Annotated in this window: 20 protein-coding genes; 8 read left to right on the forward strand and 12 right to left on the reverse strand. The window is 38.7% G+C overall.

Annotated features, from left to right (window positions below):
* Positions 1-41: 41 nt before the first annotated feature.
* The 5 genes from hslU to priA all read right to left on the reverse strand — a co-directional run bounded on the left by hslU (position 42) and on the right by priA (position 6,425).
* Positions 42-1,376 (reverse strand): HslU--HslV peptidase ATPase subunit, encoded by a 1,335-nt coding sequence (hslU, locus tag PH4a_RS07465; protein WP_064718469.1) that lies wholly within the window; start codon positions 1,374-1,376, stop codon positions 42-44.
* A 12-nt stretch (positions 1,377-1,388) separates the two neighbouring features.
* The gene (hslV, locus tag PH4a_RS07470) at positions 1,389-1,919 is read right to left on the reverse strand and encodes an ATP-dependent protease subunit HslV (protein ID WP_064718470.1); all 531 of its coding nucleotides are present in this window, start codon (positions 1,917-1,919) and stop codon (positions 1,389-1,391) included.
* Between the two features lie 110 nt (positions 1,920-2,029).
* On the reverse strand, positions 2,030-2,818 hold the full coding sequence (locus PH4a_RS07475; protein WP_129038949.1) for an SPOR domain-containing protein: 789 nt from the start codon (positions 2,816-2,818) through the stop codon (positions 2,030-2,032).
* A 70-nt stretch (positions 2,819-2,888) separates the two neighbouring features.
* A complete protein-coding gene (gene cytR / locus PH4a_RS07480) occupies positions 2,889-3,920 on the reverse strand; it encodes a DNA-binding transcriptional regulator CytR (protein ID WP_074379328.1) in 1,032 nt (343 codons plus the stop codon).
* Positions 3,921-4,223: 303 nt separating this feature from the next.
* A complete protein-coding gene (priA, locus tag PH4a_RS07485) occupies positions 4,224-6,425 on the reverse strand; it encodes a primosomal protein N' (RefSeq protein WP_129038951.1) in 2,202 nt (733 codons plus the stop codon).
* A 203-nt stretch (positions 6,426-6,628) separates the two neighbouring features.
* Here priA and rpmE point away from each other — a divergent pair, with 203 nt between their 5' ends.
* A complete protein-coding gene (rpmE, locus tag PH4a_RS07490) occupies positions 6,629-6,841 on the forward strand; it encodes a 50S ribosomal protein L31 (protein WP_064718473.1) in 213 nt (70 codons plus the stop codon).
* 136 nt (positions 6,842-6,977) lie between these two features.
* On the opposite strand, the gene metJ is transcribed toward rpmE, so the two are convergent.
* Positions 6,978-7,295 (reverse strand): met regulon transcriptional regulator MetJ, encoded by a 318-nt coding sequence (metJ, locus tag PH4a_RS07495; protein ID WP_064718474.1) that lies wholly within the window; start codon positions 7,293-7,295, stop codon positions 6,978-6,980.
* Between the two features lie 285 nt (positions 7,296-7,580).
* Here metJ and metB point away from each other — a divergent pair, with 285 nt between their 5' ends.
* The 4 genes from metB (at position 7,581) to PH4a_RS07515 (ending at position 12,082) form a co-directional block, all read left to right on the forward strand.
* Positions 7,581-8,741, forward strand: a complete 1,161-nt coding sequence (gene metB, locus PH4a_RS07500; RefSeq protein WP_129038953.1) for a cystathionine gamma-synthase — start codon at positions 7,581-7,583, stop codon at positions 8,739-8,741.
* A 9-nt stretch (positions 8,742-8,750) separates the two neighbouring features.
* Complete coding sequence (locus PH4a_RS07505) at positions 8,751-11,189, forward strand: bifunctional aspartate kinase/homoserine dehydrogenase II (protein ID WP_064718476.1); 2,439 nt, start codon at positions 8,751-8,753, stop codon at positions 11,187-11,189.
* Positions 11,190-11,312: 123 nt separating this feature from the next.
* Positions 11,313-11,831: a TIGR00645 family protein gene (locus PH4a_RS07510; RefSeq protein ID WP_064718477.1), complete on the forward strand. Its 519-nt coding sequence runs from the start codon at positions 11,313-11,315 to the stop codon at positions 11,829-11,831.
* Positions 11,832-11,920: 89 nt separating this feature from the next.
* Positions 11,921-12,082 (forward strand): YtxH domain-containing protein, encoded by a 162-nt coding sequence (locus PH4a_RS07515; RefSeq protein ID WP_129038955.1) that lies wholly within the window; start codon positions 11,921-11,923, stop codon positions 12,080-12,082.
* A gap of 74 nt (positions 12,083-12,156) precedes the next feature.
* Here PH4a_RS07515 and PH4a_RS07520 read toward each other — a convergent pair whose 3' ends face one another.
* Positions 12,157-12,894 (reverse strand): cyclase family protein, encoded by a 738-nt coding sequence (locus PH4a_RS07520; RefSeq protein ID WP_129038957.1) that lies wholly within the window; start codon positions 12,892-12,894, stop codon positions 12,157-12,159.
* A 738-nt stretch (positions 12,895-13,632) separates the two neighbouring features.
* Here PH4a_RS07520 and ppc point away from each other — a divergent pair.
* Positions 13,633-16,269, forward strand: coding sequence for a phosphoenolpyruvate carboxylase (gene ppc / locus PH4a_RS07525; protein WP_129038959.1), 2,637 nt, complete (start codon positions 13,633-13,635; stop codon positions 16,267-16,269).
* A 79-nt stretch (positions 16,270-16,348) separates the two neighbouring features.
* Here the strand turns inward: ppc and phrB are convergent, their stop codons facing one another.
* On the reverse strand, positions 16,349-17,776 hold the full coding sequence (phrB, locus tag PH4a_RS07530; RefSeq protein WP_129038961.1) for a deoxyribodipyrimidine photo-lyase: 1,428 nt from the start codon (positions 17,774-17,776) through the stop codon (positions 16,349-16,351).
* 12 nt (positions 17,777-17,788) lie between these two features.
* Positions 17,789-19,291, reverse strand: coding sequence for a glycine betaine/L-proline transporter ProP (proP, locus tag PH4a_RS07535; RefSeq protein ID WP_129038963.1), 1,503 nt, complete (start codon positions 19,289-19,291; stop codon positions 17,789-17,791).
* 758 nt (positions 19,292-20,049) lie between these two features.
* Between proP and PH4a_RS07540 the strand changes: the two genes are divergently transcribed.
* Entirely contained in the window at positions 20,050-21,063 is a 1,014-nt protein-coding gene (locus tag PH4a_RS07540; RefSeq protein ID WP_129038965.1) for a LysR substrate-binding domain-containing protein, read from the forward strand.
* Positions 21,064-21,134: 71 nt separating this feature from the next.
* Here the strand turns inward: PH4a_RS07540 and PH4a_RS07545 are convergent, their stop codons facing one another.
* From PH4a_RS07545 to PH4a_RS07555, 3 genes are read right to left on the reverse strand one after another with little or no spacing between them, the layout of a single operon-like run.
* Positions 21,135-22,313: a M20 metallopeptidase family protein gene (locus tag PH4a_RS07545; RefSeq protein WP_129038967.1), complete on the reverse strand. Its 1,179-nt coding sequence runs from the start codon at positions 22,311-22,313 to the stop codon at positions 21,135-21,137.
* The gene (locus tag PH4a_RS07550; protein WP_064718484.1) at positions 22,313-22,762 is read right to left on the reverse strand and encodes a hypothetical protein; all 450 of its coding nucleotides are present in this window, start codon (positions 22,760-22,762) and stop codon (positions 22,313-22,315) included. The genes PH4a_RS07545 and PH4a_RS07550 overlap by 1 nt, the downstream gene beginning before the upstream one ends.
* Positions 22,759-23,580 carry a DUF3100 domain-containing protein gene (locus PH4a_RS07555; RefSeq protein ID WP_129038969.1) on the reverse strand — a complete coding sequence of 274 codons (822 nt, stop codon included), beginning with the start codon at positions 23,578-23,580 and terminating at the stop codon, positions 22,759-22,761. The genes PH4a_RS07550 and PH4a_RS07555 overlap by 4 nt, the downstream gene beginning before the upstream one ends.
* A 589-nt stretch (positions 23,581-24,169) precedes the next feature.
* On the opposite strand from PH4a_RS07555, the gene poxB reads away from it, so the two are divergent.
* The gene (gene poxB / locus PH4a_RS07560; RefSeq protein ID WP_129038970.1) at positions 24,170-25,894 is read left to right on the forward strand and encodes a ubiquinone-dependent pyruvate dehydrogenase; all 1,725 of its coding nucleotides are present in this window, start codon (positions 24,170-24,172) and stop codon (positions 25,892-25,894) included.
* Positions 25,895-25,897 lie beyond the last annotated feature (3 nt).

The raw sequence follows: 25,897 nt of genomic DNA on the forward strand, positions 1-25,897 counted from the left end.
CTCCCACGTAAAATATTGCTGATAAGGATCGCACAAGTTGATTATAAAATAAATCGACTCAGATCTTCATCTGCTACAAGCTCATCAAGATGCTGTTTAACATATTCTGCATCAATTACGATAGATTGACCTTGTCGCTCACTCGCATCGTAGGAAATTTCTTCCATTAAACGTTCTAAAACAGTGTGAAGACGACGCGCACCGATGTTTTCGGTGGTTTCATTTACACGCCACGCAGACTCTGCAATTTTGCGAATACCGTCTGGTGTAAAGCTGATAGAAACGCCTTCTGTTGCCATTAATGCTTCATACTGTTTAGTCAGTGATGCATTTGGTTCGGTCAGGATACGCTCAAAATCTTCTGCTGTCAGTGCTTGAAGTTCAACACGAATTGGCAGACGCCCTTGTAATTCAGGAATTAAATCTGATGGGCTAGAAACTTGGAATGCGCCTGATGCAATAAACAGAATATGGTCGGTTTTTACCATACCGTGTTTTGTTGAAACTGTACAACCTTCAACCAGTGGTAAGAGGTCACGTTGCACACCTTCACGAGAAACATCAGGACCCGAGCTTTGGCCACCACGTTTACAGATTTTATCAACTTCATCGATAAAAACGATACCGTGTTGTTCAACTGCATCTATCGCTTGCTGTTTTAGTTCTTCAGGATTTACTAATTTAGCTGCTTCTTCTTCAACAATTAGCTTAAACGCATCTTTGATTTTCATTTTGCGTGCTTTTTGCTTTTGACCCGCTAAATTTTGGAACATAGATTGCAATTGGTTCGTCATCTCTTCCATTCCTGGAGGAGCCATGATTTCAACACCCATAGGTGTCGCTGATAACTCAATTTCAATCTCTTTATCGTCTAGTTGTCCTTCACGTAATTTTTTACGGAAAGATTGACGCGCGGCTGAAGGCTCAGAAGCTTGCTCTGTTACACCCCAGTTATTTTTTGCGGGTGGAATTAAGGTATCAAGAATACGCTCTTCTGCCATTTCTTCAGCACGGAAACGATTTTTTTCTATCGCTTGGCTACGAACCATTTTAACCGCAGAGTCGGTTAAATCACGGATAATAGAATCAACTTCTTTACCCACATAACCCACTTCGGTGAATTTAGTTGCTTCAACCTTAATAAAAGGTGCATTAGCTAATTTTGCTAAACGGCGAGCAATTTCTGTTTTACCTACCCCTGTAGGTCCAATCATAAGGATATTTTTAGGGGTAACTTCGTGGCGTAGCGCTTCATCAAGCTGCATACGACGCCAGCGGTTACGTAGGGCTATTGCCACTGCACGTTTTGCTTTATCTTGACCGATAATAAATCTATCGAGTTCGCTGGCAATTTCGCGAGGAGTCATTTCGGACATGCGCTCAGATCCTTACTCTTTTGAAGAGAGTTCTTCAAAGTTGACATTATGGTTGGTGTAAATACAGATATCTCCAGCAATATTAAGTGCTCTTTCAGCAATTTCTCGTGCGCTGAGATCTGTCGTTTCTAGCATTGCTCGTGCGGCTGCTTGTGCATAAGGGCCACCAGAACCTATCGCAATTAGATCATTTTCTGGCTGAACAACATCACCATTACCCGTAATAATCAAGGAGGTGTTTTCATCTGCAACGGCCAGTAATGCTTCGAGTTTGCGTAGCATTCTATCGGTACGCCAATCTTTAGCGAGTTCAACGGCTGCTTTAGTTAAATGCCCTTGATGGAGTTCTAATTTACGCTCAAATAGTTCAAAAAGAGTAAATGCATCAGCAGTGCCGCCAGCGAATCCCGCAATGACTTTATCGTTATAAAGACGGCGTACTTTGCGGACATTGCCTTTCATGACGGTATTACCCATCGTCGCTTGTCCATCACCACCGATTACAACTTGGCCCTTACGGCGAACACTTACGATTGTAGTCATGAGTCAGCCCCTGGTTTAATCAATAAAAAGAATAACGGGGAGTGCATTTTATGATCCAGCACTACCCGTAATGTGAATTAAAATTATAGGTGGGGGAGAATTTTCATTTTTCAACCCCCAGAAGAGCGAAGAATACAACCTGATACGCCAGCACCTGCCGCTTGTCTGCTTACTGTGTTGGCTTGTTCTTTATTGTAGGGGCCTGATAATACGCGGATCCACCCATCATTTCCTTTTGTCACTCTGCTTTCGACACCAGAAAAAGCTAATGTCGCTCTGACTGATTCTGCTTGTTCTGTATTTTTAAATGAGCCGCATTGAACTAAAAAACGGCTTTCAGTAACAGGCTTAGCAGGTGTCACTATCGCAGGGGCTTGCTCTTGAATTGCAGGAGCAGGTTGTTGCGGTGTTGATGGTGTTATTGCTGCCGGTGGTGTTACCGCTACTTGAGAGCGAGGCACTTCACCGTTATAAGGCACTTCAGGAAGTTGTACAGCAGGCTGGCGCTTATCTGCTTCAATTTGCTGTAGAAATTTTAATTGCTCAGGCGAAAGCGTAGATTTCGGATTAATCTGGCTGCCAGGAGCGGATAAATTAGGCTGTAAAGGTGTACCAACCTGACGATTTTCTAGCTCTTTAATATATTGCCAGCGTTCTTCAGGTTTTGGTGGAAGGGTGTTTGCTGGATGTTGTCCAGTTGCGGGCGACGTTGTTTGTACGGACTCTTTTTTATTTTGTGTAATAAAATAGAGACCGCCGATAAACAGCGCCACAATCGCAATTGCCGCAATAAGCGTTGTCAAAGGCAACCCTTTAGCGGCCTTTTTACCTTTACTTTTCGTTGTCTTTTTACGACGAGCAGATGTCTGCCCTCGTCCCACATAGTCTCGTTGTGCCACAGTTCGATTCGCTGATAATTAAAGGAATAGGTATCACAAACGATATGTTACTTAACATAGTGAGTTTTGCCTAGCTTTTAAGCCGACAGACACTTTCTCTTGCAATAAGCTCACAATCTAATAAACGAGAACCTGGTGGCACTGGTCGCCCTTGTAATTGATCAAGTAATAGCAACATAGATTGACGGCCAATTTGATAACGAGGCTGTTCCATCGTTGTTAAGGCAGGTTCGCTATACCGGGTAATATCAAGGTTATCGAAACCAATAACAGAGAGATCATCAGGGAGTTGCAATCCTAATTTTTTCGCCTGCCACATCACGCCTATCGCCATAATATCGCTATGACAAAAAACAGCAGTAGGTGGCTCAGGTAAAGAAATGAGTTTTTTCAGACTTTCTGCACCGCTTTCATGAGTAAAATCACCGCGGATAATATAATCTTCACGCAGCGGTACACCGGTTCTACGCATTGCTTGAATATAACCTTGTAAGCGATAACGGCATAAAGGCATATCTTCAGGGCCTGTAATACAGGCAATACGCTTATGCCCCATTTGTTGCAAATAATGAGTTGCTCTAAAAGAAGCCGTCAAATTATCAATATGTACTGTTGGTAATTCAAGTTCAGGCGCAAACTCATTTGCCATAATCATAGGAGGCAGATTTTTCTGTTCTTCTTTGGATACATCAAAAGGGATATGTGAGCCAAGAAGTAACATGCCATCAATTTGCTTGGTAATAATTAAATTGATAAAGGCATTTTCGTGTTTTTGCTGATGTTTGCAGTCACCAATAAGGACTAAATAGCCATGTTGAGCGGCTGTTTCTTCAATACCACAAACAACATCAGTGAAAAAAGGATCGCTGATATTTGGAACAATCACGAGGATAGTCTTTGATTCATTACGTTTAAGGTTCTTAGAGAGGTTATGAGGATAATAACCAACATCAAGAACAGCTTGCTCAACTTTTTGGCGAGTTTGTGTGGATACTTTTTCTGGATTCATTAATGTACGTGAAACAGTTGCCGTTGACACGCCAGCCGCAAGTGCAACATCTTTCATTGTCGCTTGCGTATTATCTTTATTATTCTGTTGCAAACCCCATACCTCCCTTCTGATGGTTTGGTTAAACGATTGCTTTTTTATTGCAAAAAAACCGTCGCAGTTCAAAACAAGAAATTATCGACGGTTTTCATTCAAGAAATATTCTAAATTGTTATTCTACCCACTTTTTAAATAGATACTGTTACCTAGTTTGCATAAAAAGTGTGATACCAATCGTTTTTATGAGTTAGTTCGCAAAATTGATAAATAGTCTTGCTACGTAACGAGCAATTGTTTGTCTTTTATTATTAAGATTATATTGTTTAAAATACATTCAATTTATGAATGTATATATGATCAACAATCTGTTGGATCAACATCGATATTCCATTTCACTTTTTTGCTTTCAGGTAGCACCACAATTTGTGGATAAGTTACCGACATTAATTTCTGTAAATAACCCCGAGATGGGTGCTGAAGTAATAATTGCCAGCGGTAATTTCCTCCCCGTTTTGCTTGAATAGCAGGAAGTGGACCCATTACCCATAAATTAGCATCGCGCATTGGATGTTGTTCAAAAAACTGCTTTAGTTGGCGCAAAAATTGTGGCGCCCGCTGATTATTATTATCTTCAGAGCGGATCATTATATGGCTAGAATAAGGCGGCAAAAAGGTCGCTTGTCGCTCTTGTAATGCTTCTTTCGTAAAAGCGTCATAGCCTTTTTCTAGCAGTGTTAATAAAAGAGGATGCTCGGGCTGGTGTGTTTGTAGATACACCGCCCCTTGTTTTCCTGCTCTTCCCGCACGCCCAGAAACTTGAGTATAAAGCTGAGCGAAGCGTTCCGCAGCACGAAAATCACTTGAAAATAAGGCGCCATCAACGTCAAGTAGTGCCACCAGCGTGACATCAGGAAAATGGTGTCCTTTAGCCAGCATTTGTGTACCAATCAAAATACGCGAACCACCTTGATAGATATCTTCTAGTTGCTGCTCTAAAGCGCCTTTCCGGCTCGTTGTATCTTTATCAATACGTGTTATTGGTGTATCTGGAAATAGCGTTCCAATACTTTGTTCAAGTTGTTCTGTTCCTAATCCCACAGGAATTAAGTTTGTTGAACCACATTGTGGACATTGGGCAGGAATACGACGTTGACTATCACATTGGTGGCAGCGCAACATACCGTGCTTTTGATGTAAGGTATAATAGTGATCGCAGCGTGGGCATTCAGCTATCCAACCACACTCATGGCATAGCAATGTCGGTGAAAATCCTCTTCTATTTAAAAAGAGCATTACCTGATTGCCCGCATTAAGATGTTGTTTGATTGCACCAATTAAAACAGGTGATAAACCGGTGACTAACGGTTGCCCTTTTAAGTCAATTAAATGTTCGGTGGCGGGTTTTGCATTTCCTGCGCGCTGAGATAACGTGAGTTGCTGATACTTTTTCTGCTCAACGTTATAGCTAGTCTCAATAGAGGGCGTCGCCGTTCCCATAACAATAGAAATGTCTTCTTGTTTTGCACGAAAAACAGCTAAATCACGAGCATGATAGCGCCAGCCATCTTGCTGCTTATAAGAGCTATCGTGCTCCTCATCGATAATAATAATACCCAAATTTTGAAAAGGGGTGAGTAATGCCGAGCGAGTACCAATAACTATTGCATTGTCACCACGTTTAGCTCGCAGCCAAACCGCTAATCGTTCGGTATCATTTAAACCTGAATGCAAAACATCAACTGGGGCATTAAAGCGCGCTTTAAAGCGGCGAATAGTTTGCGGTGTTAAACCAATTTCGGGCACAAGTACTAGGGCTTGTTTACCTTGCTCAAGAATTTTTTCTAATACACTAAGATAAACTTCTGTTTTACCTGAACCTGTAATACCAAGTAATAACCAAGGTGAAAATTGATCCGATTGTGCTGTAATTGCACCTACAGCTATTGCTTGTTCAGTGTTTAGTTTAAATCGCTCACCTTGCACCGCATATTCATTTTGCCAATGAATTGGCGCAGGTTGAATAGGGCGTAAATCTGCGAGTTGTTTCTTTTTAAGGTTGTTAAGTATGGCGGTGGTGATGTCATGCTCTTCTAATTGATGACGATATAATGGGGTTCGGCGAAGTGCAGCTAACGCTTGTTGCTGCTTTTTAGCACTTTTTAGGCTATTCAAATCGATATTGAGCCCTTCTTCTGTAGCGTACCATTGCCATAGTGGTGTGAACTCTGCGGGCTTTCCTTGCCGTAACAAAATCGGCATCGCATGAAAGAGCACTTCACCTAAAGGGTAGTGGTAATAGGCTGAAGCCCAATTAAGCAAATCCCACAAGACACCAGGAAATAAGCTTTCATCATCAAGTACTTCTTCTATAGGTTTGAGTTTTTCTATCGGAAATTCGCTATGTGTGCTTAATCCTTTGACAATACCAATAGAACGGCGTTTATTACCAAAAGGAACGATAACACGGCAGCCTATTACAGGTGTGTTTATTCCTTCTGGTAACAGATAATCAAAGGAAGAAAACAGTGGTACAGGTAATATTACCTGAACTATAGTCATATCAGGGTTTCCGAGAGTTTTAGTAACAAGGTGCCTGTAAGAATATCACAAAAAGTGTTCAGATTTCATTGCGCGTTTAGTGGATATTCTGTATGATCCGCCCCCTTTGGTAGTTAAATTACCAAACAATTAATTTCAATCAACACGACGTGTGGTGTTCGGCTGTGGGCTGAATGGCGACACGGCCTTAGTAGAGGTTTTCCATGAGAAAAGATATCCATCCTAAATACGAAGAAATTACTGCATCTTGCTCTTGCGGTAACGTTATGAAAATCAACTCCACTGCAGGTCACAACCTGAATCTGGACGTTTGTGATAAATGCCACCCATTCTATACTGGTAAACAACGTGATGTTGCAACCGGTGGTCGTGTTGATCTGTTCAACAAACGTTTCAAAATTCCAGGCAGCAAATAAGATATTTGTTGTCACAGGGTTTCAGTTTAGTCTGAAAATCTGTAGACAGTTCGGAATTGAAAAAATGCCCAAAGTGAAAGCTTTGGGCATTTTTGTTTTGTAGTAATTAAAAGATCATGTGAAATATTGCTTGTGGTTAATATTCCCAAGTATCGGGATCAACGCCCCTTTGACGCATGATTTCTTTTGCCTCTTCAGGGATTTCATCGTTACGTTCTTTACGTAAGTCTTCATCATTTGGCAGAGGCTGTCCGGTAAATGCGTGTAAAAAGGCTTCACACAATAATTCACTATTGGTTGCATGTCTCAAGTTATTAACTTGACGGCGAGTGCGTTCGTCGGTCAAAATTTTCAACACTTTCAATGGGATTGAAACTGTTATTTTTTTGACTTGCTCACTCTTTTTCCCATGCTCAGCGTAAGGGCTGATATATTCACCATTCCATTCAGCCATGAATTACCTTAATTAATATCATTTAGTTGAAGTCAGAATAGGGCTAAATCCATATTCTGATGAGCCATGCCAGTTTATCATGACTTTTCTAAAACCACCGACTCTTCTGGCTGAAGGTGTGAGAAAAAGCAATAGGTCACTGGCGATACTGTTAAGTTCAATATTATTCCATTACTTAATCTATCCGTAAAGGAGTTTAGATGTCTAGATGTGTTGACGTCTTGGTGTCTAGTTAGCTATGCTGTTAGGGACTTATCCTTTTATCGTAGTCACAAGGTGTCCCATATGACAAAGAAAACCGCCACAATTGCCATCCATAATGGGCTGAATGAAGATACTCAATTCGGTTGTGTTGTACCGCCTATTTATCTTTCCAGTACCTATAATTTTCCAGAATTTAATCAACCACGCGAACATGATTACTCACGTAGGGGCAATCCCACACGTGATATGGTACAAAAAGCATTAGCTGAATTAGAAGGTGGCGTTGGTGCGGTTGTCACTAGTAGTGGAATGTCTGCTATTCATTTAATTTGTACGGTTTTTCTTCAACCGGGAGATGTGATTATTGCACCTCACGATTGCTACGGTGGAAGTTATCGCTTGTTTAATAGCCAACAAGAGCGTGGTGCATATCGGGTTATTTTTGTTGATCAAAATGACGAGAGCGCGTTACAAAAGGCATTAGCGCAACAGCCAAAAATTGTCTTTATTGAAACACCAAGCAACCCATTATTACGGATCACTGATATTGAAAAAATAAGTGAACTTGCTCATCAAGTTGGTGCACTCGTTGTTGCGGATAATACTTTTATGAGCCCAGTGTTGCAAAAACCGCTAGCGCTCGGTGCGGATATCGTTGTGCATTCATGTACAAAATATCTTAATGGACACTCAGATATTGTTGCAGGTGTTGTTATCTGTCAGTGCAGGAAACAACTTGAGGATTTAAGCTGGTGGGCGAATAATATTGGCGTAACATCAGGTGCGTTTGATAGTTATTTATTACTTCGAGGAATAAGAACGTTAGTTCCTCGTATTCGGCTTCAGCAAGAAAATGCCCAAATACTTGTGGATTATTTACAGACACAATCTTTAGTCGAAAAAATTTATTATCCTGCATTAAAAAACCATACTGGTCATAATATAGCGAAAAAACAGCAGCAAGGTTTTGGTGCAATGTTAAGTTTTGAGTTAAAAGGCACAGAGCAAGTGATAAAAACCTTTTTATCTCACTTAACCCTTTTTACACTGGCTGAATCTTTAGGTGGGGTGGAAACGTTGATTTGCCATCCTGCAACCATGACTCATGCAGGAATGTCAGAAGAGGCAAGAAAAACCGCTGGGATCAGCGCCTCATTACTTCGCATTTCTGTCGGTATTGAAGATAGTCAGGATTTAATTAACGATTTGCAAATTGCGTTTGATGCAGCAACCAAAAGGTAACCGTAGATCATGAGTGTAGTGGCGATAAAACAACAGGCAGAACCTATTTGCCGTCAGTTACATAAATTCGGTGGTAGCAGTCTTGCAGACATAAAATGTTACCAACGCGTCGTAAATATCATGACAAATTATAGCCAGCCTAATGATTTAATGGTGGTTTCTGCCGCGGGTTCAACGACTAATCAGTTAATTAGCTGGCTTAAGCTCAGTCAAAGTGACCGTATTTCTGCCCATCAAGTTCAACAAACCCTACGACGTTACCAGTTATCTTTAATTGAAGGTTTGTTATCAAAAGAGAATGCAGAGCGATTATCCCAAGCCTTTATTGCTGATCTTGAGCGATTAAGTTACTTACTGGATAAACCGATAACAGATGCAACTTATGCTGAAGTTGTTGGGCATGGTGAAATTTGGTCGGCACGCTTAATGGCAAATCTATTAACAGAGCAAGGTTTACCAAGTGCTTGGCTCGATGCGCGAGAGTTTTTATGTGCAGAACGCGCAGCACAACCACAAGTAAATGAAGTATTATCCCGTCCTTTATTACAAACCTTACTCGCTAAATATCCTGAAAATCGTTTTGTCGTGACGGGCTTTATTAGCCGTAATCAGCAAGGTGAAACCGTCTTATTAGGCCGTAATGGTAGCGATTATTCAGCAACACAAGTTGGTGCATTAGCCGATGTAGGAAAAGTCACTATTTGGAGTGATGTTGCTGGGGTTTATAGCGCAGATCCTCGTAAAGTGAAGGATGCGTGCTTATTGCCATTGCTGCGTTTAGATGAAGCGAGTGAACTTGCTCGGTTAGCAGCCCCTGTTTTGCACACCCGTACATTGCAACCAGTATCGGGTAGTAATATTGATTTGCAACTTCGTTGTAGCTATCAACCCGAACAGGGTTCGACTCGAATAGAACGAGTATTGGCATCAGGAACGGGAGCTAAAATTGTTACCAGCCATGATGATGTCTGCTTAATAGAGCTTCAATTAGCAACCCATGAAAATTTTGAGCAACGAGCGAAAGAAGTTGATGAATTACTAAAACGAGCACAAATCCGTCCATTAGCAACAGGTGTTGATCGCGATAGCCATCTTTTGCAACTTTGCTATACCAGCGAAGTGGCTAACAGTGCACTTGATGTGCTGCAAGATGCCGTGTTACCAGGAAAATTACATTTGCGCGAAGGTTTTTCTTTAGTGGCATTAGTCGGTGCTGGTGTGTGTAAAAACCCATTGCATTGCCATCGTTTTTATCAGCAACTAAAAGATCAACCTGTTGAATTTATTTGGCATGCCGAAGATAACATCAGCTTAGTTGCCGTGTTGCGCAATTATACTGAGCATTTACTACAAGGTTTACATCAAACTTTATTTAGAGCAGAAAAACAAATTGGCTTAGTGCTCTTTGGTAAAGGAAATATTGGTTCACGTTGGCTGGAGCTTTTTTCTCGAGAGCAGGGGCCATTATCGGCACGTAGCGATTTTGAATTTATTCTTGCGGGGGTTGTAGATAGCCGTCGTAGTTTATTGGATTATCAAGGTATTAATCCAAGTCGAGCTTTAGCTTTCTTTGATGAAGAAGCCACTGAACTGGATGAAGAAGCGCTTTATCTTTGGATGAGAGCACATCCTTTTGATGATTTAGTTGTTGTTGATATAACAGCTAGTGAATCACTTGCAGCATCTTATGAAGATTTTGCTAGCTATGGTTTCCATGTTATTAGCGCTAATAAAATTGCGGGATCGGCTTCCAGTTTACGCTATCGAGCAACAAGAGATGCATTCTCAAAAACGGGGCGCCACTGGTTATATAACGCGACAGTTGGTGCGGGTTTACCAATTAATCATACTGTGCGTGATTTGCGAGAAAGTGGTGATACGATTTTATCAATCAGCGGTATTTTCTCCGGCACCTTATCTTGGCTATTTTTACAATTCGATGGCACTGTGCCTTTCAGCGAACTTGTTGAGCAAGCATGGCAGCAAGGGTTAACAGAACCTGATCCTCGCATTGATTTATCTGGCCAAGATGTGATGCGAAAACTGATTATTTTGGCGCGTGAAGCGGGTTACGATATTGAACCAGAGCAAGTGCGTGTGGAATCTTTAGTACCCGCTCAAGCCGAAACCGGGTCATTAGAGCAATTCTTTGATAATAGCGCAGTGATAAATGAACAAATGGCGCAACGATTAGCCGCAGCAAATGAAATGGACATGGTTTTACGTTATATCGCGCGTTTTGATGCTAATGGAAAAGCCAAAGTTGGTGTTGAAGCAGTGAGAAAAGATCATCCACTTGCATCACTGTTACCCGGTGATAATCTTTTTGCGATAGAAAGTCGCTGGTATCGCGATAATCCACTGGTAATCAGAGGCCCTGGTGCTGGGCGAGATGTCACTGCTGGCGCAATTCAATCAGATTTAAATCGTCTTTCTCAACTTCTTTAATTCCTCTTTTTATAAATTAGCTATCAGTAGTTTTTACTGCTGATAGTTTTTATTGGCTTTTTCTGCTCCATACTTAATACTCAAATTAATGCTGATTATGATGTTGTACATTGAGGAATAATAATGAATAGAGTACTAGAAAAGTGGATGTACCGTTCGCGTTGGTTATTTGCCCCCGTTTATATTGGGCTTTCGTTAGGATTATTGGCATTAACCATAAAATTTTTTGAATCGATGTATGAAATATTGCCAAATATCTTTGCTATATCTGAGGTTGATTTAGTCTTACGTTTGCTTTCTTTGATTGATTTAGCCTTAGTGGGTGGATTGCTAATTATGGTTATTTTCTCTGGCTATGAAAATTTTATTAGCAATATGGAGATAGAAGGGGCAAAAGATAAATTATCTTGGCTTGGTAAAATGGATGCTGAATCATTAAAAAATAAAGTGGCTGCTTCCATTGTTGCTATTTCCTCTATTCATTTATTGGGTGTTTTCATGGATTTAAAAAACATTCCTGATAATAAATTAATGTGGTACGTGCTTCTTCATTTAACTTTTGTGTTATCGGCATTTGTGATGGGGTATTTAGAGAAAATATCAAAACGCAGTAAGCGTAATGAAAAAGCAAGTTTGAAATAAATATCATTAGATAAATATTTTCTTATCGACCCACATAATTTATTAGTTGGTCTATACTAAAAGTATCTCTAGTCAAAAAGGAGCGATAAATGTCAAAACTCGAAAAACAGATTGACGAGCTAAAAGATAAAGCGACGGAGGTAAAACATCGAGCAGAAGAAAAAGTCACACAAACAGCTCACGATGTGAAACATAAAGCGTCTGAGTTGAAAGACGATATAGAAAAGAAAGTCGATTCGTTGAAAAAGTAAACGTATTATCATTAACACAAAGCGCTGATCTTCAGCGCTTTGTTCGTTATTTTGCTATAAAATAAAACCGCAGATTAAGGCAAAATAGCAAAAGAGCGTACAGGAAAGCCACTGGCGTTATAAGGTTTAGCGACAATGTTAAAAATAACCGCGCCACGCGTCGGTAATTTATCAAGATTTGTCATTAATTCAATTTGGTAAGTATCTTGTTCTAAAACGTAATATTCGCCTAATAATGCATGGTTTTTATGAAAATCTTGTGCTGAGTCGGTATCAAAGGTTTCATGACCTATTGCTTTTACTTTTCGCTTTTCAAATAAGAATTTTAGCGCATCAATTCCCCATCCAGGGATCTGATTTTTACCTTCGGCATCTTTATTATCCATAGCTTCTTGTAATGGCCAGCGTTTACTCCAATCTGTACGTAATGCGACGAAAGTCCCCGCTTCAATCTCACCATGTTGTGTTTCAAATTCAAGAATATCTGCTGTTGAAAAAGTAAAATTAGTATCAACTTTTGCTCGTGCTGATTGATCTATAACAATAAGAGGTAAGACTAATTCTTTAAGTTCTAACTCATGCAAATAACGAGTATTAGGAACAAAATGGCAAGGTGCATCAATGTGCGTACCATATTGTCCTGGGAAGGTAAATTGTTGTGCAAAAAAACCATCTTGATAGTCAAATAAAGTTTTAAATTCAGCCGGATCGAACATAAAAAAGTGTGGTGAATCTTTATCAAATGGGTGTGTTAAATCTACCCACTCTTTTGTTTTTATGAGTGCTAATGCATTAAGTAATTCGTTATCCATAGATTTCCCCTGTTTTATGATAATTATATTTAAAACTACTTATGTGATGTTATTTTTTCATTAGTAATGAATAGTTGTTATTAATCCATATTTTATTTTGTTTTATTGCTATTTGCTGTAAAAAATAATAAACATAAAAATCAGATAAAAGAAAGAATCAGATCCTTAGTTATTATTGAGTTATTAATCTGACAGAGAAACCTGAAAAAGATAAGACAAATAAGGTATTAGATAGAGAGAAGGGTTATAAATAAAATCATTAGTCACTAAAATTATTTGATTAAAATTCAATAAGCGAAGCTTTATATAACATATATGGTACGTGACTTTTATATGCTACTTTTATAATAAGGGTATAAGCCACTTACATCATGAAAAAATTTATTATTATTTTTTGCCAAATAAATTTTCATATATCTCATCATTTTTAGTAAAAAACACTTTTTAGTCGATAAGAAATAAAAAAAAGTCCTTATTCTTGATAAAATTGAGCCAAAACAACGCGAATATTAGCGATTCTTATAACACTGAAGTCGTAATTAAATTTCAGAAAAATCCCCCAAAGTGTTTATTTTCTGATATGAATAGTAGGCTATGAAAAAAAGCAGTGTGGCTTATCACAAAAATCAAAACAAAGTCACATCAGAAATGAAAGTTAATTACACAACTGGGAGGACATGACTTTTCTATTAGGAAGGACCATGTTGTTACCGACACAAAGCCAAGGTCAGGAGTCTTATGAATCAACAATATTCAGCTATGCGTAGCAATGTCAGTATGCTTGGTAAGCTACTCGGAGACACAATTAAAGAAGCGTTAGGTGAAGAAATTTTAGATAAAGTGGAATCAATCCGTAAATTATCTAAATCATCTCGTGCTGGTAACGAAGTTCAGCGACAAAAGCTGTTATTAACGTTACAGAATCTCTCTAACGATGAATTATTACCTGTTGCTAGAGCATTTAATCAATTTCTGAATTTGACGAATGTGGCAGAGCAATACCATAGCATTTCGCCTCATGGTGAAGCGGCAAGTAATCCTGTGGCATTGGCAAAACTTATTACACGACTGAAAGATAAAAATTTTACTGATGAACAGTTAAAAGAAGCAGTAGGGCAAATTTCAATAGAACTTGTGTTAACCGCTCACCCAACAGAAATTGCGCGTCGCACACTGATTCATAAACTCGTTGAAGTAAATAGCTGTCTTTCTCAGCTTGACCATGATGATTTGGCGGATTACGAACGCACCAATATTATGCGTCGTTTGCGTCAATTAGTTGCGCAGTCTTGGCATACCGATGAAATTAGAAAAATTCGCCCAACGCCAATAGATGAAGCAAAATGGGGCTTTGCTGTTGTTGAAAATAGTTTATGGGAAGGTGTTCCGGCTTTCTTGCGTGAATTTAATGAACAATTAAAAGAATCTATTGATTACAACTTACCCGTAGAGGCTTCACCTGTTCGCTTTACTTCATGGATGGGAGGGGATCGCGATGGTAACCCAAATGTAACCGCTGAAATTACCCGCCATGCTTTATTGTTGAGTCGCTGGAAAGCCGCAGATCTGTTTTTAAATGATATTCAAGTGCTGGTTTCTGAACTTTCAATGACAGAAAGTACACCAGAGCTACGTGATTTAGCCGGAGGCACTGATGTTGCCGAGCCTTATCGCGAAATCGCAAAACAGCTACGAACTCGCTTGCAAGTCACTCGTGATTATCTTGAGCAACGTATTAAAGGCCAACAATCTTTGCCTCCGGAAGGTTTATTACTGGATAACGCAGAGCTTTGGGATCCACTTTATGCCTGTTATCAGTCCTTAAATCAGTGTGGTATGCGTATTATTGCTAACGGACAATTGTTAGATACATTACGTCGTATTCGCTGTTTTGGTTTACAACTGGTTAAGCTTGATATTCGCCAAGAAAGTACTAACCATACCGACGCATTATCTGAACTCACCCAATATTTAGAGTTAGGCGATTATGCAAGCTGGTCTGAAGAACAGAAACAGATGTTCTTATTAGAAGAATTAAATTCTAAGCGTCCACTTATTCCAACCGACTGGCAGCCAAGTGCAGCAACACAAGAGGTTTTTGAAACTTGTCGTGTTATTGCGCAATCACCAAAAGATTCTATTGCTTCTTATGTTATTTCAATGGCAAAAGTGCCTTCTGATGTATTAGCCGTAAAATTATTACTAAAAGAAGCTGGCGCTAATATTCGGTTACCTGTAGCCCCATTGTTTGAAACCTTAGAGGATTTAAATAACGCTGAAAGTGTGATGACCCGTTTGTTTGATATCCCTTGGTATCGCGACTTAATTGACGATAAACAAATGGTGATGATTGGTTACTCTGACTCTGCAAAAGATGCTGGCGTAATGGCGGCTTCATGGGCGCAATATAGAGCGCAAGATTCTCTGATTAAGCTATGTGAAAAATCAGGTGTTACACTCACACTATTTCATGGTCGTGGGGGCACAATTGGTCGTGGTGGTGCTCCAGCACATGCGGCGCTACTCTCTCAACCACCAGGAAGCTTAAAAGGTGGATTACGTGTTACCGAACAAGGTGAGATGATCCGCTTTAAATTTGGTTTACCACAAGTGACTATTAGCAGCTTGGCTCACTATGCTGGTGCTATTTTAGAGGCAAATTTATTGCCACCGCCAGAACCGAAAGCGCCTTGGATTGAGGTAATGGATTCTTTATCTGATGTTTCATGTGCTATGTATCGTGACTATGTAAGAGGACAAGCTGATTTTGTTCCTTACTTCCGAGCAGCAACGCCAGAAGGTGAATTAGGTAAATTACCACTGGGCTCTCGCCCAGCAAAACGTCGCCCTACTGGTGGTGTTGAAACATTACGCGCAATCCCGTGGATTTTTGCATGGACACAAAACCGCTTAATGTTACCAGCATGGCTTGGTGCCGGTGCGGCTCTTCAACATGAGATTGATAATGGTAAACAAGCAGTATTAGACGACATGTGCCAAAATTGGCCATTCTTTAATACGCGTATTGCGATGTTAGAAATGGTTTACGCTAAAGCAGATCTTTGGTTAGCTGAATATTACGACCAGCGTTTAGTTGAAGAACGTTTATGGCCATTAGGTTCCAAATTACGCCAGCAGCTTTCGGATGATATTAAGAGTGTACTCGCTATCTCTAAAGACGAGCACCTCATGGCGGGTTTACCTTGGGTTGCTGAATCTATTGCCCTGCGTAATGTGTATACTGATCCACTTAACGTACTTCAAGCTGAGTTATTACAACGTTCTCGTACTCATAGCGAGTCAGATCCTCGAATTGAGCAAGCGCTGATGGTAACAATTGCGGGTATTGCAGCAGGTATGCGTAATACAGGTTAGTTTCTAATATAATGATGCTTAAATAAAAGCAGCTCTTTTAAGAGCTGCTTTTATTATCGCGATGCGGTTGTGGTAGCTTTTATTTCTTTGCTTGCTCATAAGCCTCAATTGCTCTGATCCTTGCTTTAGCATGATCAACAATGGGAAAAGGATAGTCGATATTATTATCTGTTTTTGCAGCCCATTCGTGAGGGGTATGAATATAACGAATTGGTACATCAGCAAGTTCAGGTAACCAGTGGCGAATAAACTCACCATCAGCATCAAACTTACGGCCTTGTGTGGTGGGATTGAAAATACGAAAGTAAGGAACAGCATCTGTACCTGTTGATGCAGCCCACTGCCAGCCACCGTTATTTGCTGCAAAATCACCATCAATTAATTGCGACATAAAATAGCGCTCACCCCAGCGCCAATCAATCAGCAAATCTTTAACTAAAAAGCTGGCGGTTAACATACGTAAGCGATTATGCATCCATCCTGTTTGATTCAGCTGCCTCATTGCGGCATCGATAATTGGAAATCCTGTTAGGCCTTGAGTCCATGCTTTAAAATTATCGTTATCATTTAGCCAGCTAATTTTTTCTGTCCATATCTGAAAAGCGATATGTTTACATAAATTAGGGTTTGCAACGATAAGGTGCTGATAAAATTCTCGCCAAATCAGTTCGTTAAACCAGGTGAAAGCACCAGATGTGTTATTTTCCATAAAATCAGGTTCAGTTTGGTATAAACGATTAAAGCATTGGCGGACAGAGAGCAACCCAACGGCAAGATGGGGTGATAATTGGCTTGTTCCATCAACCGCTGGAATATCTCGCCATTTTGCATAATGGGGAATACTTTCATAACAGAATTTTTTTAAGCGCTTAAGTGCATCTTCTTCCGTAGGAATAAAAGAGGCAGTTGCTGAAGTTTCAATAGGGAATAAAGGGGCTTTTAGAGGTAATACCGCCTTTTGATTAGCCCTTATTTCAGGGATTGGTAACGAAGCATTATCTTGTGAAAAAAATAAGCGTAAAAATGCATTTTTAAAAGGGGTGAAAACTTTATACATTTCCCCTTGTTGTGTCACTACATTACCTGGCGGAATAAATACATGATCGTGATAAGAATAAATAGTGGTTTTATTCTCAAGTAATGCCATGACTTTTTTATCACGACGTTGTTCATTCAGCTCATATTGGTGATTAAAAAAAAGCGCCGTTACTTGATGCTGTTGGCAATATTGAGCAACAGAAATTGCTGCATCAGAATATGTGTCACTTATGATAACGGTGAGTACGATATTCAATTTAGCTAGCGATATTGAAAGGTTCAGTAGCGCATCATGAATAAACGCCTGATGTGATAAAGCCATATTATGTGCTTTCCACTGTTCAGGCGTAATAGTAAAGATCGCATGCACCAGCGCTTGTTTATCTTGGCAAGCATAAAAAAGAGCTTTGTTATCTGTCACTCTTAAATCATTGCGAAACCAAACCAAATGAACAGGCGCTGGGTACATGGTAACCTCTTTTTAGTCTAATTTAGGATGTTGGTCGATAAGTGCTTGGCGTTTTTTCTGTAATGTTTCAATTTCAGATTCGATATCTTCCACTCGTTGCTCAATATTATCATAGTGTTCAGAAAGAATTTCTTTTGCTTCTGATCTATCGGACGCCGCAGGTGTTGCACCACGTAACGGTTTATTTGCTGTTTCTGTCATTTTAATACCCGTAATTAAACCGACAATAGCTACAACCATCAGATAATATGCAGGCATATATAAATCACCTGTGGCTTCAACTAACCATGCAGCCGCTGTTGGTGTCGCACCGGCAATTAATACTGAAATATTAAATGCGATAGCTAATGCACTATAACGAATATGTGTTGGGAATATGGCGGGTAAAATTGATGCCATAACACCGGTAAAACAGTTGAGTAAAACGGCAATAATTAATAATCCTAAGAAAATTAAGCCAATTTCATCGCTGTTAATCATCATAAAGGCCGGGTAAGCCAAGACAAATAATCCGATACTACCAATAATAACAAAAGGCTTACGACCAATTTTATCGCTTAATAAACCAATTACAGGTTGGACAAATAGCATCCCCATCATAATCGCGATAATAATTAATACGCCGTGATCTGCTGAGTAATTAAGATTGTGAGATAAATAACTCGGCATATAAGTTAATAACATATAGTAAGTGACATTAGTTGCGATAACTAAACCGACACAAACAGATAAACTTTTCCAATATTTTGATGCGATTTCACGTAAAGAGACACGAGGTGGATTTTCGATAGATTTACGATCATCTTTATTCATCTCATCAATGTGTTGTTGGAATGCTGGCGTTTCTTCTAATGCATGACGCAGATATAAGCCAATAAGACCTAAAGGTAATGCTAAGAAGAACGGAATACGCCATCCCCATTCATGAAACGCAGTTTCACCCAAGGTTGTTGAAATTAATACAACGACACCTGCACCTAAAACAAAGCCGGCGATAGAACCAAAATCTAACCAACTTCCCATAAATCCACGTTTACGGTCTGGTGAATATTCTGCGACAAAAATAGCAGCACCTGAATATTCGCCACCTATTGAGAAACCTTGTGCTAATTTAGCGAGTAACAGCAAGATAGGTGCCCAGATACCAATGGTTTCATAAGAGGGTATCAGACCGATAGCAAAGGTACTTAGCGCCATAATAATGATGGTGACAGACAATACTTTTTGTCGACCAAATTTATCGCCTAACGTACCGAAAACAACACCACCTAATGGTCGTACGAGAAAGGGTACTGAGAAGGTGGCAAGTGCAGCAATCATCTGAACACCAGGTGATGCCCCAGGGAAAAAGACTTGTCCTAATACATAAGCAAGGAAACCATAAACACCAAAGTCGAACCACTCCATCGCATTACCTAATGCTGCAGCCGTGATTGCTTTTTTTAGTTTACTGTCATCTATGATTGTTATGTCGTTGATTTGTAATGGTTTGTTTCTTTTCTTCTTCATTTTCATATTAAGTGACCTTTATTAAGGTATTAGTCAATTCTTGTTATTCAATTAATTAAAAGAAATGAAGTTACTATTTGATAGCGAGAAGAGTGAGTGATAAAGATTCACTAAAAAACAGTCTACTTCTACATAGTTAAAAGAGTGATTTAAAGCTAATAGATAAGGAGATATTTATTGAGTATAGATGAGATTGACTGAAAGTTTAGGAAGTTTTTTGTGTTGTTTTGATATAACAAAACGTAGCCTCAAGATTAAAAATGTGATCTATAGCATAACGGAATTTGGCTTTTCTGTAAAATCGCAGAAGTTAATGCGTATTGATTGGCTTTAATTTAGTGTTTAATTTTGGTGTCTTTTTTTATGTAATGATATGTTTTTATTTGTATTTTATAGCAAGCTATTATTTAAGTTAATTTTTTGACGCAGGATAATCCATTTATATATGTATTATGCATAATAAAAGAAGTGATAGTTCTCATCGGTAATATACGGTAAAAATGCGTGATAGAGCGACTGTTAGCAAAATTAAAATGGCAATAATTTATTTTTATTTAGTGTTTCCTCGAATGATTAAAATAGATAAGTGGATAATAGAATAAATATCGCTATTCTTATTAACAAAGCGGTATAAAGAATAAGAATTACTGTGTATAAAAATAGAGATGCAGTTATACATTCTCAACTAAAGATATTAAAAATAATCATTTTATAAAACTAATAATTAACCACACATTTGTGCAGATTAACCCAGGTACCCCCAAATGAACATTAACCAACTGAGAAGCTTTGTTGAAGTCGTAAAGAATAACTTCAATATTACCAATGCTGCGGAGAAGTTATATACCTCTCAGCCTACAATCAGTAAACAGCTAAAAATATTAGAAGATGAGCTTAGTGTTTCTTTATTTGTACGTAAAAATAATAATCTATTGGCATTAAGTCCGATGGGAAAAGAAGTTCATAAAATTGCCTGCGATATTCTTGGGCAAGTGGATAAAATAAAAAGTATTGTTGCAGAAGAAGACCGTAATAAAAAAGTCGATTTGCATATAGCAACCACTCACACCCAAATTCGTTATTCACTTCCCAATGTAATAGATCATTTCCGCCGTTATTACCCTAATATTTCGCTACATTTTCATCAAGGGGCTCCAGCCCAATTAGCAGAAATGGTTAAAAACGGTGATGTCGATTTTGCTATCGCCACAGAATCTATGCATTTATATGAAGACTTGGTGACATTACCATGTTATCGCTGGACTCGTAGTTTATTAGTCCCCTATGACCATCCTTTAGCACAGTTAGCGAGTGGCGAGTTAGTTACGATAGAACAACTTGCACAATACCCACTTATTACTTATGTCTTTGGTTTTACCCGAGGTTCTAAATTAGACAAAGTATTTTATAAAAATAATCTGAAACCTAAAGTCGCGTTAACGGCAACAGATACTGAAATTATTAAATATTATGTAAAGCGTCATCTTGGTATTGGTGTGATAGCCACAGCGTCTTATGATGAAAAAGAAGATGGTGGTGCATTAAAATGTATTAATATTGATCATTTAGTCCAGCCAAGTTATACACATATTTGTTTGAGTAAACATACGCATATGAAAGATTATATGCATGAGTTTATTTCGTTATATGCTCCTCATATTGATAGAAACATTATTCAAATGCCAGAACAATGGGAAACACAATGGCATAGCAAAGAAGTCTATCAAAAGCTTCCTGATTTAAGTTCAGTGAGTTTAAATGGTAACTTTATCGAATAATTTATCTTAAAAATAAGAAAAGCCCGTTTTTTGCGGGGGCAAAAGCGGGCTTAGGGCAGAATTGAGTGTAATTAGCGAGTCAGAAGATTAACAAAAATCTGAGCACCAACTAATAAGCAATCATCATCAACAAAATAAGGATTAGCGTGCAGGTAGTTATTGATACCTTTCGCTTGATTACCGCTACCTAAAAAGAACATTGCACCTACTTTGTCTTTTGTCGCATTAACCATATAGCTAAAATCTTCACTACCTGTCATTGGTTTACCATTCGATTCAATATTCTCTTCAGGCAAGAAACGACGAGTAGCTTCCAGTAAACGCTGATAAGCCGTTGGGTGATTTACTACCGCAGGATAACCGGTTGCAGTTAACGTTGTTTTAAATCCACCAGCAGTACTACGCGCGACAATTTCTTCAAAACTTGTTTTGAGAATTTGGTTGGTATTTTCATCCATTGAACGAATGGTACCGCGAGCTTGTACGTGATCTGCTAATGCATTAGGGATCGTTCCGCCATTGATCATGCCACAGCCAAAGACTGCTGGGCTAAATGGATCTGTTTTTTTCGCGACAACGTAATCCATATAATCAATCAAACGTGTTGCTTCACGAATAGCATCTAAACCTTTATGCGGTGTTGAACCATGCGCTGAAACACCGTACACATCTAATGTCCACGCTGAACCATAAGATGACATCACTCCATCATTGAAACGGACACAACCTGTTTCGATGGCAGCATCATTATGAAGTGCGTAAGTTTCATCAACGCCCTCCATACAACCTAGTTCAACCATTTTATCGGCACCAGGAATACGCATATCTTCTTCAGCCATTTGGAAAATAAAGCGTACATTAGCGCTCATTTCTTCACGGTTTTCTGCAAGGTATTTGGCACTGGTTAATGCGATAGTCATGTGTGTATCGTGACCACAGTTATGCGCACAACCTTGATGAACAGAACTATGTTCATTGTTGGTTAAATCAGGCATTTCTAATCCGTCCATATCAGCACGGATTGCAATTAATGGAAATTCTGAATTAACGATTAAATCTGCAGTAAATCCAGTATAGCCTTCAAACGTTTTAATTTGATAACCAAAACCTTCCATTAATTCACGACAATATTTAGATGTCTTATATTCTTCACCAGATAGTTCAGGTATTTTATGAAGATCTTGTCGTGTTTTTTTACTAAAGTCATTTAATTGAAATAGTTTTTCGCTGACGTTATATAAATTATTCACTAAATTACTCCCTGGATACTAAAACCAATTTGAGCGACGATAGATGCCCCAAAGAAACAGCAGGTTGAAACAATCATGAAAATAAGAATAACTTTCCATGACATTTTTTTAAGTTCTTCTAATTGACCACCAACAGATAAACCTGCAAATGCTAATAACGGTACACAACAAGATAAGAAAGAAACTTTACCAATAGAATTAATAAAGAAATCTCTTACCGGTGTTTCTGGTAAACAAATAATAATTCCGATAATAGTTGCATAAGCAAATGTCGGTAAAGATGATGGTAAATAATTTTTTGCAATGAGAGAAATAAATACCACTAATGACATAGCAATAAAGCTATCCCACATTGCATAAAGAGCGATCCCTGATGTTAGCGTTTGAGTAAACATTGCCAGTAAAATAGCAACGAATACGAATTTCATATCTATAATTATATTTTTCATGCTTTCTCACCTCTGGTACAAATCTTATAAATTTTTTCTGAGAGAGGTAAACCTAAATAAGTTAATGAGAGTGCACCTAATGCTGAAGATAATAAATTTGATGCAGCTGCAACACTGAGAACTTGTTGTGCTAATGCTTCATCAAGGCCATTAATTAATGCGCCTGATGCGGCACTTAACATTGAGCCTGAACCCACACCTGAACCTGCTGCAAGTGCTAATGGATGTAATCCGGTTAATGGTGCAATACTACCTAATACGCTGAACCATAATGTACCGATAACAGAACCACATAAATAAATGGCTAATACACCAATATATTCTTGTGAACCAGTACCAAATTTGCCTTGAATAACAGCAATAGAAGGTTCACGACTAATAGATGAACAAGCACCAATAGCACGACGACCAAATCCAAATTTAATGGCTAATGGAACGGCTATTAATATAGGTAATAAGTTTCCGAGTTCCTGAACAAATAAAGGAATGCCGACACTTAAAATCATTTTAATATTAGGAACAATCATTCCTGCATATTGCGTACCTAAAATAAGTAGGCTGAAACCTACCATTTTACCGCAGAAGCCTTCTTCTTTTTCTGTAAATAATTTACCCCATACTTTAATTTTTTTACGGGTAAATCCAGCAGATATACACATACCAATAATTACAGCAAATAACATTGGTAGAATAGGTATTACTGCAATGCCAATCTTAATTTCTTTTTTACCAATCACATATTGTGAGATAAATATTAAGAAAAGGACTGCCAGAATACTAATAAAGAAAACCTTTATTGGACTTCTACTTTTGTCCATCCGTTAATCTCCGTGGAAAAATAAACAGGCTCTATTTTAGAAGAGAAAAAGCAAAAGGTAGCGTGACCAATGTCATGTTTATTTCATACCTCTTTTTCATGGGGTATGAAATAATATAATGATGATAATTTTATTAACAAATTAGGTTAAGTTAAATTATTCAGTAAAGACAAGTAGTAAGGCTGAAATGAGTCAGCTTAATTGTTAATAAAGATAAGATGAGAGAAATTATTAATTAAAAATTATTTTAAATATTAAAATAAACCTATAAGGTTGTTTTGTCTAGCGTTGGATTATATTAATACGTTATTAATGCGATATATTCTTATTTGGTGCGATGTTTCATTATTCTATCATAATTCTAATGAATGGATTTATTTATTAGATTTTCTTTATAAACATTTTACTGCCTAATTATCACTCTACAGTGACATTATTGTGATAGGTGTTATTCTTTATATTTGAGTTAGTAACAAAATTTTCTCTGTAAGCTGTCTCAAGAAAAAGAGTCTTTATCTTGAGCGAATAAAAGAGTAGGCAGTAAGCAGAGGCGTGAATGTAGACCCAGAATAAAAGGAAAACTACCTCTATGAGTAAGCAAACAGTTGCAACCTATATTGCTAAAGTGCTTCATAATGCGGGTGTTAAACGTATTTGGGGTGTAACAGGTGATTCACTCAATGGGTTGAGTGATAGCTTGCGAAAAATGGGAACTATTGAATGGATGGGGACGCGTCATGAAGAGGTTGCGGCTTTTGCTGCCGGCGCTGAAGCCGCAATAAATGGTGAGCTTGCAGTATGTGCTGGTTCTTGTGGGCCGGGAAATTTACATCTTATTAATGGACTTTTTGATTGTCACCGTAACCATGTTCCTGTATTGGCTATTGCGGCACATATTCCTTCTGCTGAAATTGGTAGTAATTATTTTCAAGAAACACATCCCCAAGAGCTATTTCGTGAATGTAGCCACTATTGTGAGCTAGTTTCGAACCCTGAACAAATTCCCCAAATCTTGGCTATCGCAATGCGTACCGCGATTTTAAAAAAGGGTGTTGCTGTTGTGGTATTACCTGGTGATGTCGCATTAAAACCTGCGCCAGAAGATGCTAGTGAGAACTGGTATCCGTTACAACAACCCCTTATCATGCCAAATCGTTTTGAAATCGAAAAGTTATCAGACGCGTTAAATAGTGCCAAGAATATTACGCTAATGTGTGGTGCCGGTTGTGAACTAGCACACGATGAAGTCGTGAAACTTGCACAAACATTAAAAGCGCCCGTTGTACATGCATTACGAGGGAAAGAATATATTGAGTGGAAAAATCCTTACAGTGTAGGTATGACTGGACTGATTGGTTTTTCATCAGGCTATCATGCAATGGAGAATGCCGATACTTTAGTGTTATTAGGCACCCAGTTTCCTTATCGTCCTTTTTATCCTTCAAAAGCAAAAATTATTCAGGTTGATATTAATCCAAGTAGTATTGGCTCACATTGTCATGTTGATATGGCAATGGTGGGTGATATCAAAGCGACGCTTAATGCATTACAACCTCGCCTAACAGAGAGAAGTGATACAACGCATCTTGATGCATCGCTAAAGCATTATGCAAAAGCACGCCAAGATTTAGATGCACTGGCTCAACCAAGTGAACGTGAGCTTATTCATCCACAATATCTTGCTCGCCAATTAAGTGAACTTGCTGATGATAATGCCATTTTTACTTGTGATGTTGGCACGCCAACTGTGTGGGCAGCACGTTATGTTGCTATGAATGGAAAACGTCGTTTATTAGGCTCATTTAATCACGGCTCGATGGCAAACGCGATGGCTCAAGCAATAGGTGCTCAGGCATTAGATAGAAAACGCCAAGTGATTGCGATGTGTGGTGATGGTGGATTTACCATGTTGATGGGTGACTTTATCTCACTCGCACAAATGAATTTACCTGTAAAAGTGATTATTTTTAATAACAGCGTATTGGGCTTTGTGGCCATGGAAATGAAAGCCGGTGGCTATTTAACAGACGGTACTGATTTACATAATCCTGATTTTGCAGCAATTGCGAATGCATCGGGTATTAAAGGTATTCGTGTTGAACAAGGTGAAGATTTGGATAAAGCGCTAAAAGAAGCCTTAGCGCATGATGGCCCTGTGATTGTTGATGTCGTGACGGCAAAACAAGAGCTTTCTATGCCCCCTGAAATTAAATTTGAACAAGCTAAAGGCTTTAGTCTTTATATGATGAAAGCCATTATTAATGGTAGAGGTGATGAAATTGTACAGCTCGCCAAAACCAATTGGCTGCGTTAGTGA

Origin of the sequence: Proteus hauseri, from assembly GCF_004116975.1 — a bacterium.
In the GTDB taxonomy this organism is placed as follows: domain Bacteria; phylum Pseudomonadota; class Gammaproteobacteria; order Enterobacterales; family Enterobacteriaceae; genus Proteus; species Proteus hauseri.

Excerpts from the sequence above, each read along its gene's own strand:
- hslU (WP_064718469.1), bottom strand. The coding sequence starts at position 1,376 with ATGTCCGAAATGACTCCTCGCGAAATTGCCAGCGAACTCGATAGATTT.
- hslV (WP_064718470.1), bottom strand. The coding sequence starts at position 1,919 with ATGACTACAATCGTAAGTGTTCGCCGTAAGGGCCAAGTTGTAATCGGT.
- priA (WP_129038951.1), bottom strand. The coding sequence starts at position 6,425 with ATGACTATAGTTCAGGTAATATTACCTGTACCACTGTTTTCTTCCTTT.
- rpmE (WP_064718473.1), top strand. The coding sequence starts at position 6,629 with ATGAGAAAAGATATCCATCCTAAATACGAAGAAATTACTGCATCTTGC.
- metJ (WP_064718474.1), bottom strand. The coding sequence starts at position 7,295 with ATGGCTGAATGGAATGGTGAATATATCAGCCCTTACGCTGAGCATGGG.
- metB (WP_129038953.1), top strand. The coding sequence starts at position 7,581 with ATGACAAAGAAAACCGCCACAATTGCCATCCATAATGGGCTGAATGAA.
- PH4a_RS07505 (WP_064718476.1), top strand. The coding sequence starts at position 8,751 with ATGAGTGTAGTGGCGATAAAACAACAGGCAGAACCTATTTGCCGTCAG.
- PH4a_RS07510 (WP_064718477.1), top strand. The coding sequence starts at position 11,313 with ATGAATAGAGTACTAGAAAAGTGGATGTACCGTTCGCGTTGGTTATTT.
- PH4a_RS07515 (WP_129038955.1), top strand. The coding sequence starts at position 11,921 with ATGTCAAAACTCGAAAAACAGATTGACGAGCTAAAAGATAAAGCGACG.
- PH4a_RS07520 (WP_129038957.1), bottom strand. The coding sequence starts at position 12,894 with ATGGATAACGAATTACTTAATGCATTAGCACTCATAAAAACAAAAGAG.
- ppc (WP_129038959.1), top strand. The coding sequence starts at position 13,633 with ATGAATCAACAATATTCAGCTATGCGTAGCAATGTCAGTATGCTTGGT.
- phrB (WP_129038961.1), bottom strand. The coding sequence starts at position 17,776 with ATGTACCCAGCGCCTGTTCATTTGGTTTGGTTTCGCAATGATTTAAGA.
- proP (WP_129038963.1), bottom strand. The coding sequence starts at position 19,291 with ATGAAAATGAAGAAGAAAAGAAACAAACCATTACAAATCAACGACATA.
- PH4a_RS07540 (WP_129038965.1), top strand. The coding sequence starts at position 20,050 with ATGAACATTAACCAACTGAGAAGCTTTGTTGAAGTCGTAAAGAATAAC.
- PH4a_RS07550 (WP_064718484.1), bottom strand. The coding sequence starts at position 22,762 with ATGAAAAATATAATTATAGATATGAAATTCGTATTCGTTGCTATTTTA.
- PH4a_RS07555 (WP_129038969.1), bottom strand. The coding sequence starts at position 23,580 with ATGGACAAAAGTAGAAGTCCAATAAAGGTTTTCTTTATTAGTATTCTG.
- poxB (WP_129038970.1), top strand. The coding sequence starts at position 24,170 with ATGAGTAAGCAAACAGTTGCAACCTATATTGCTAAAGTGCTTCATAAT.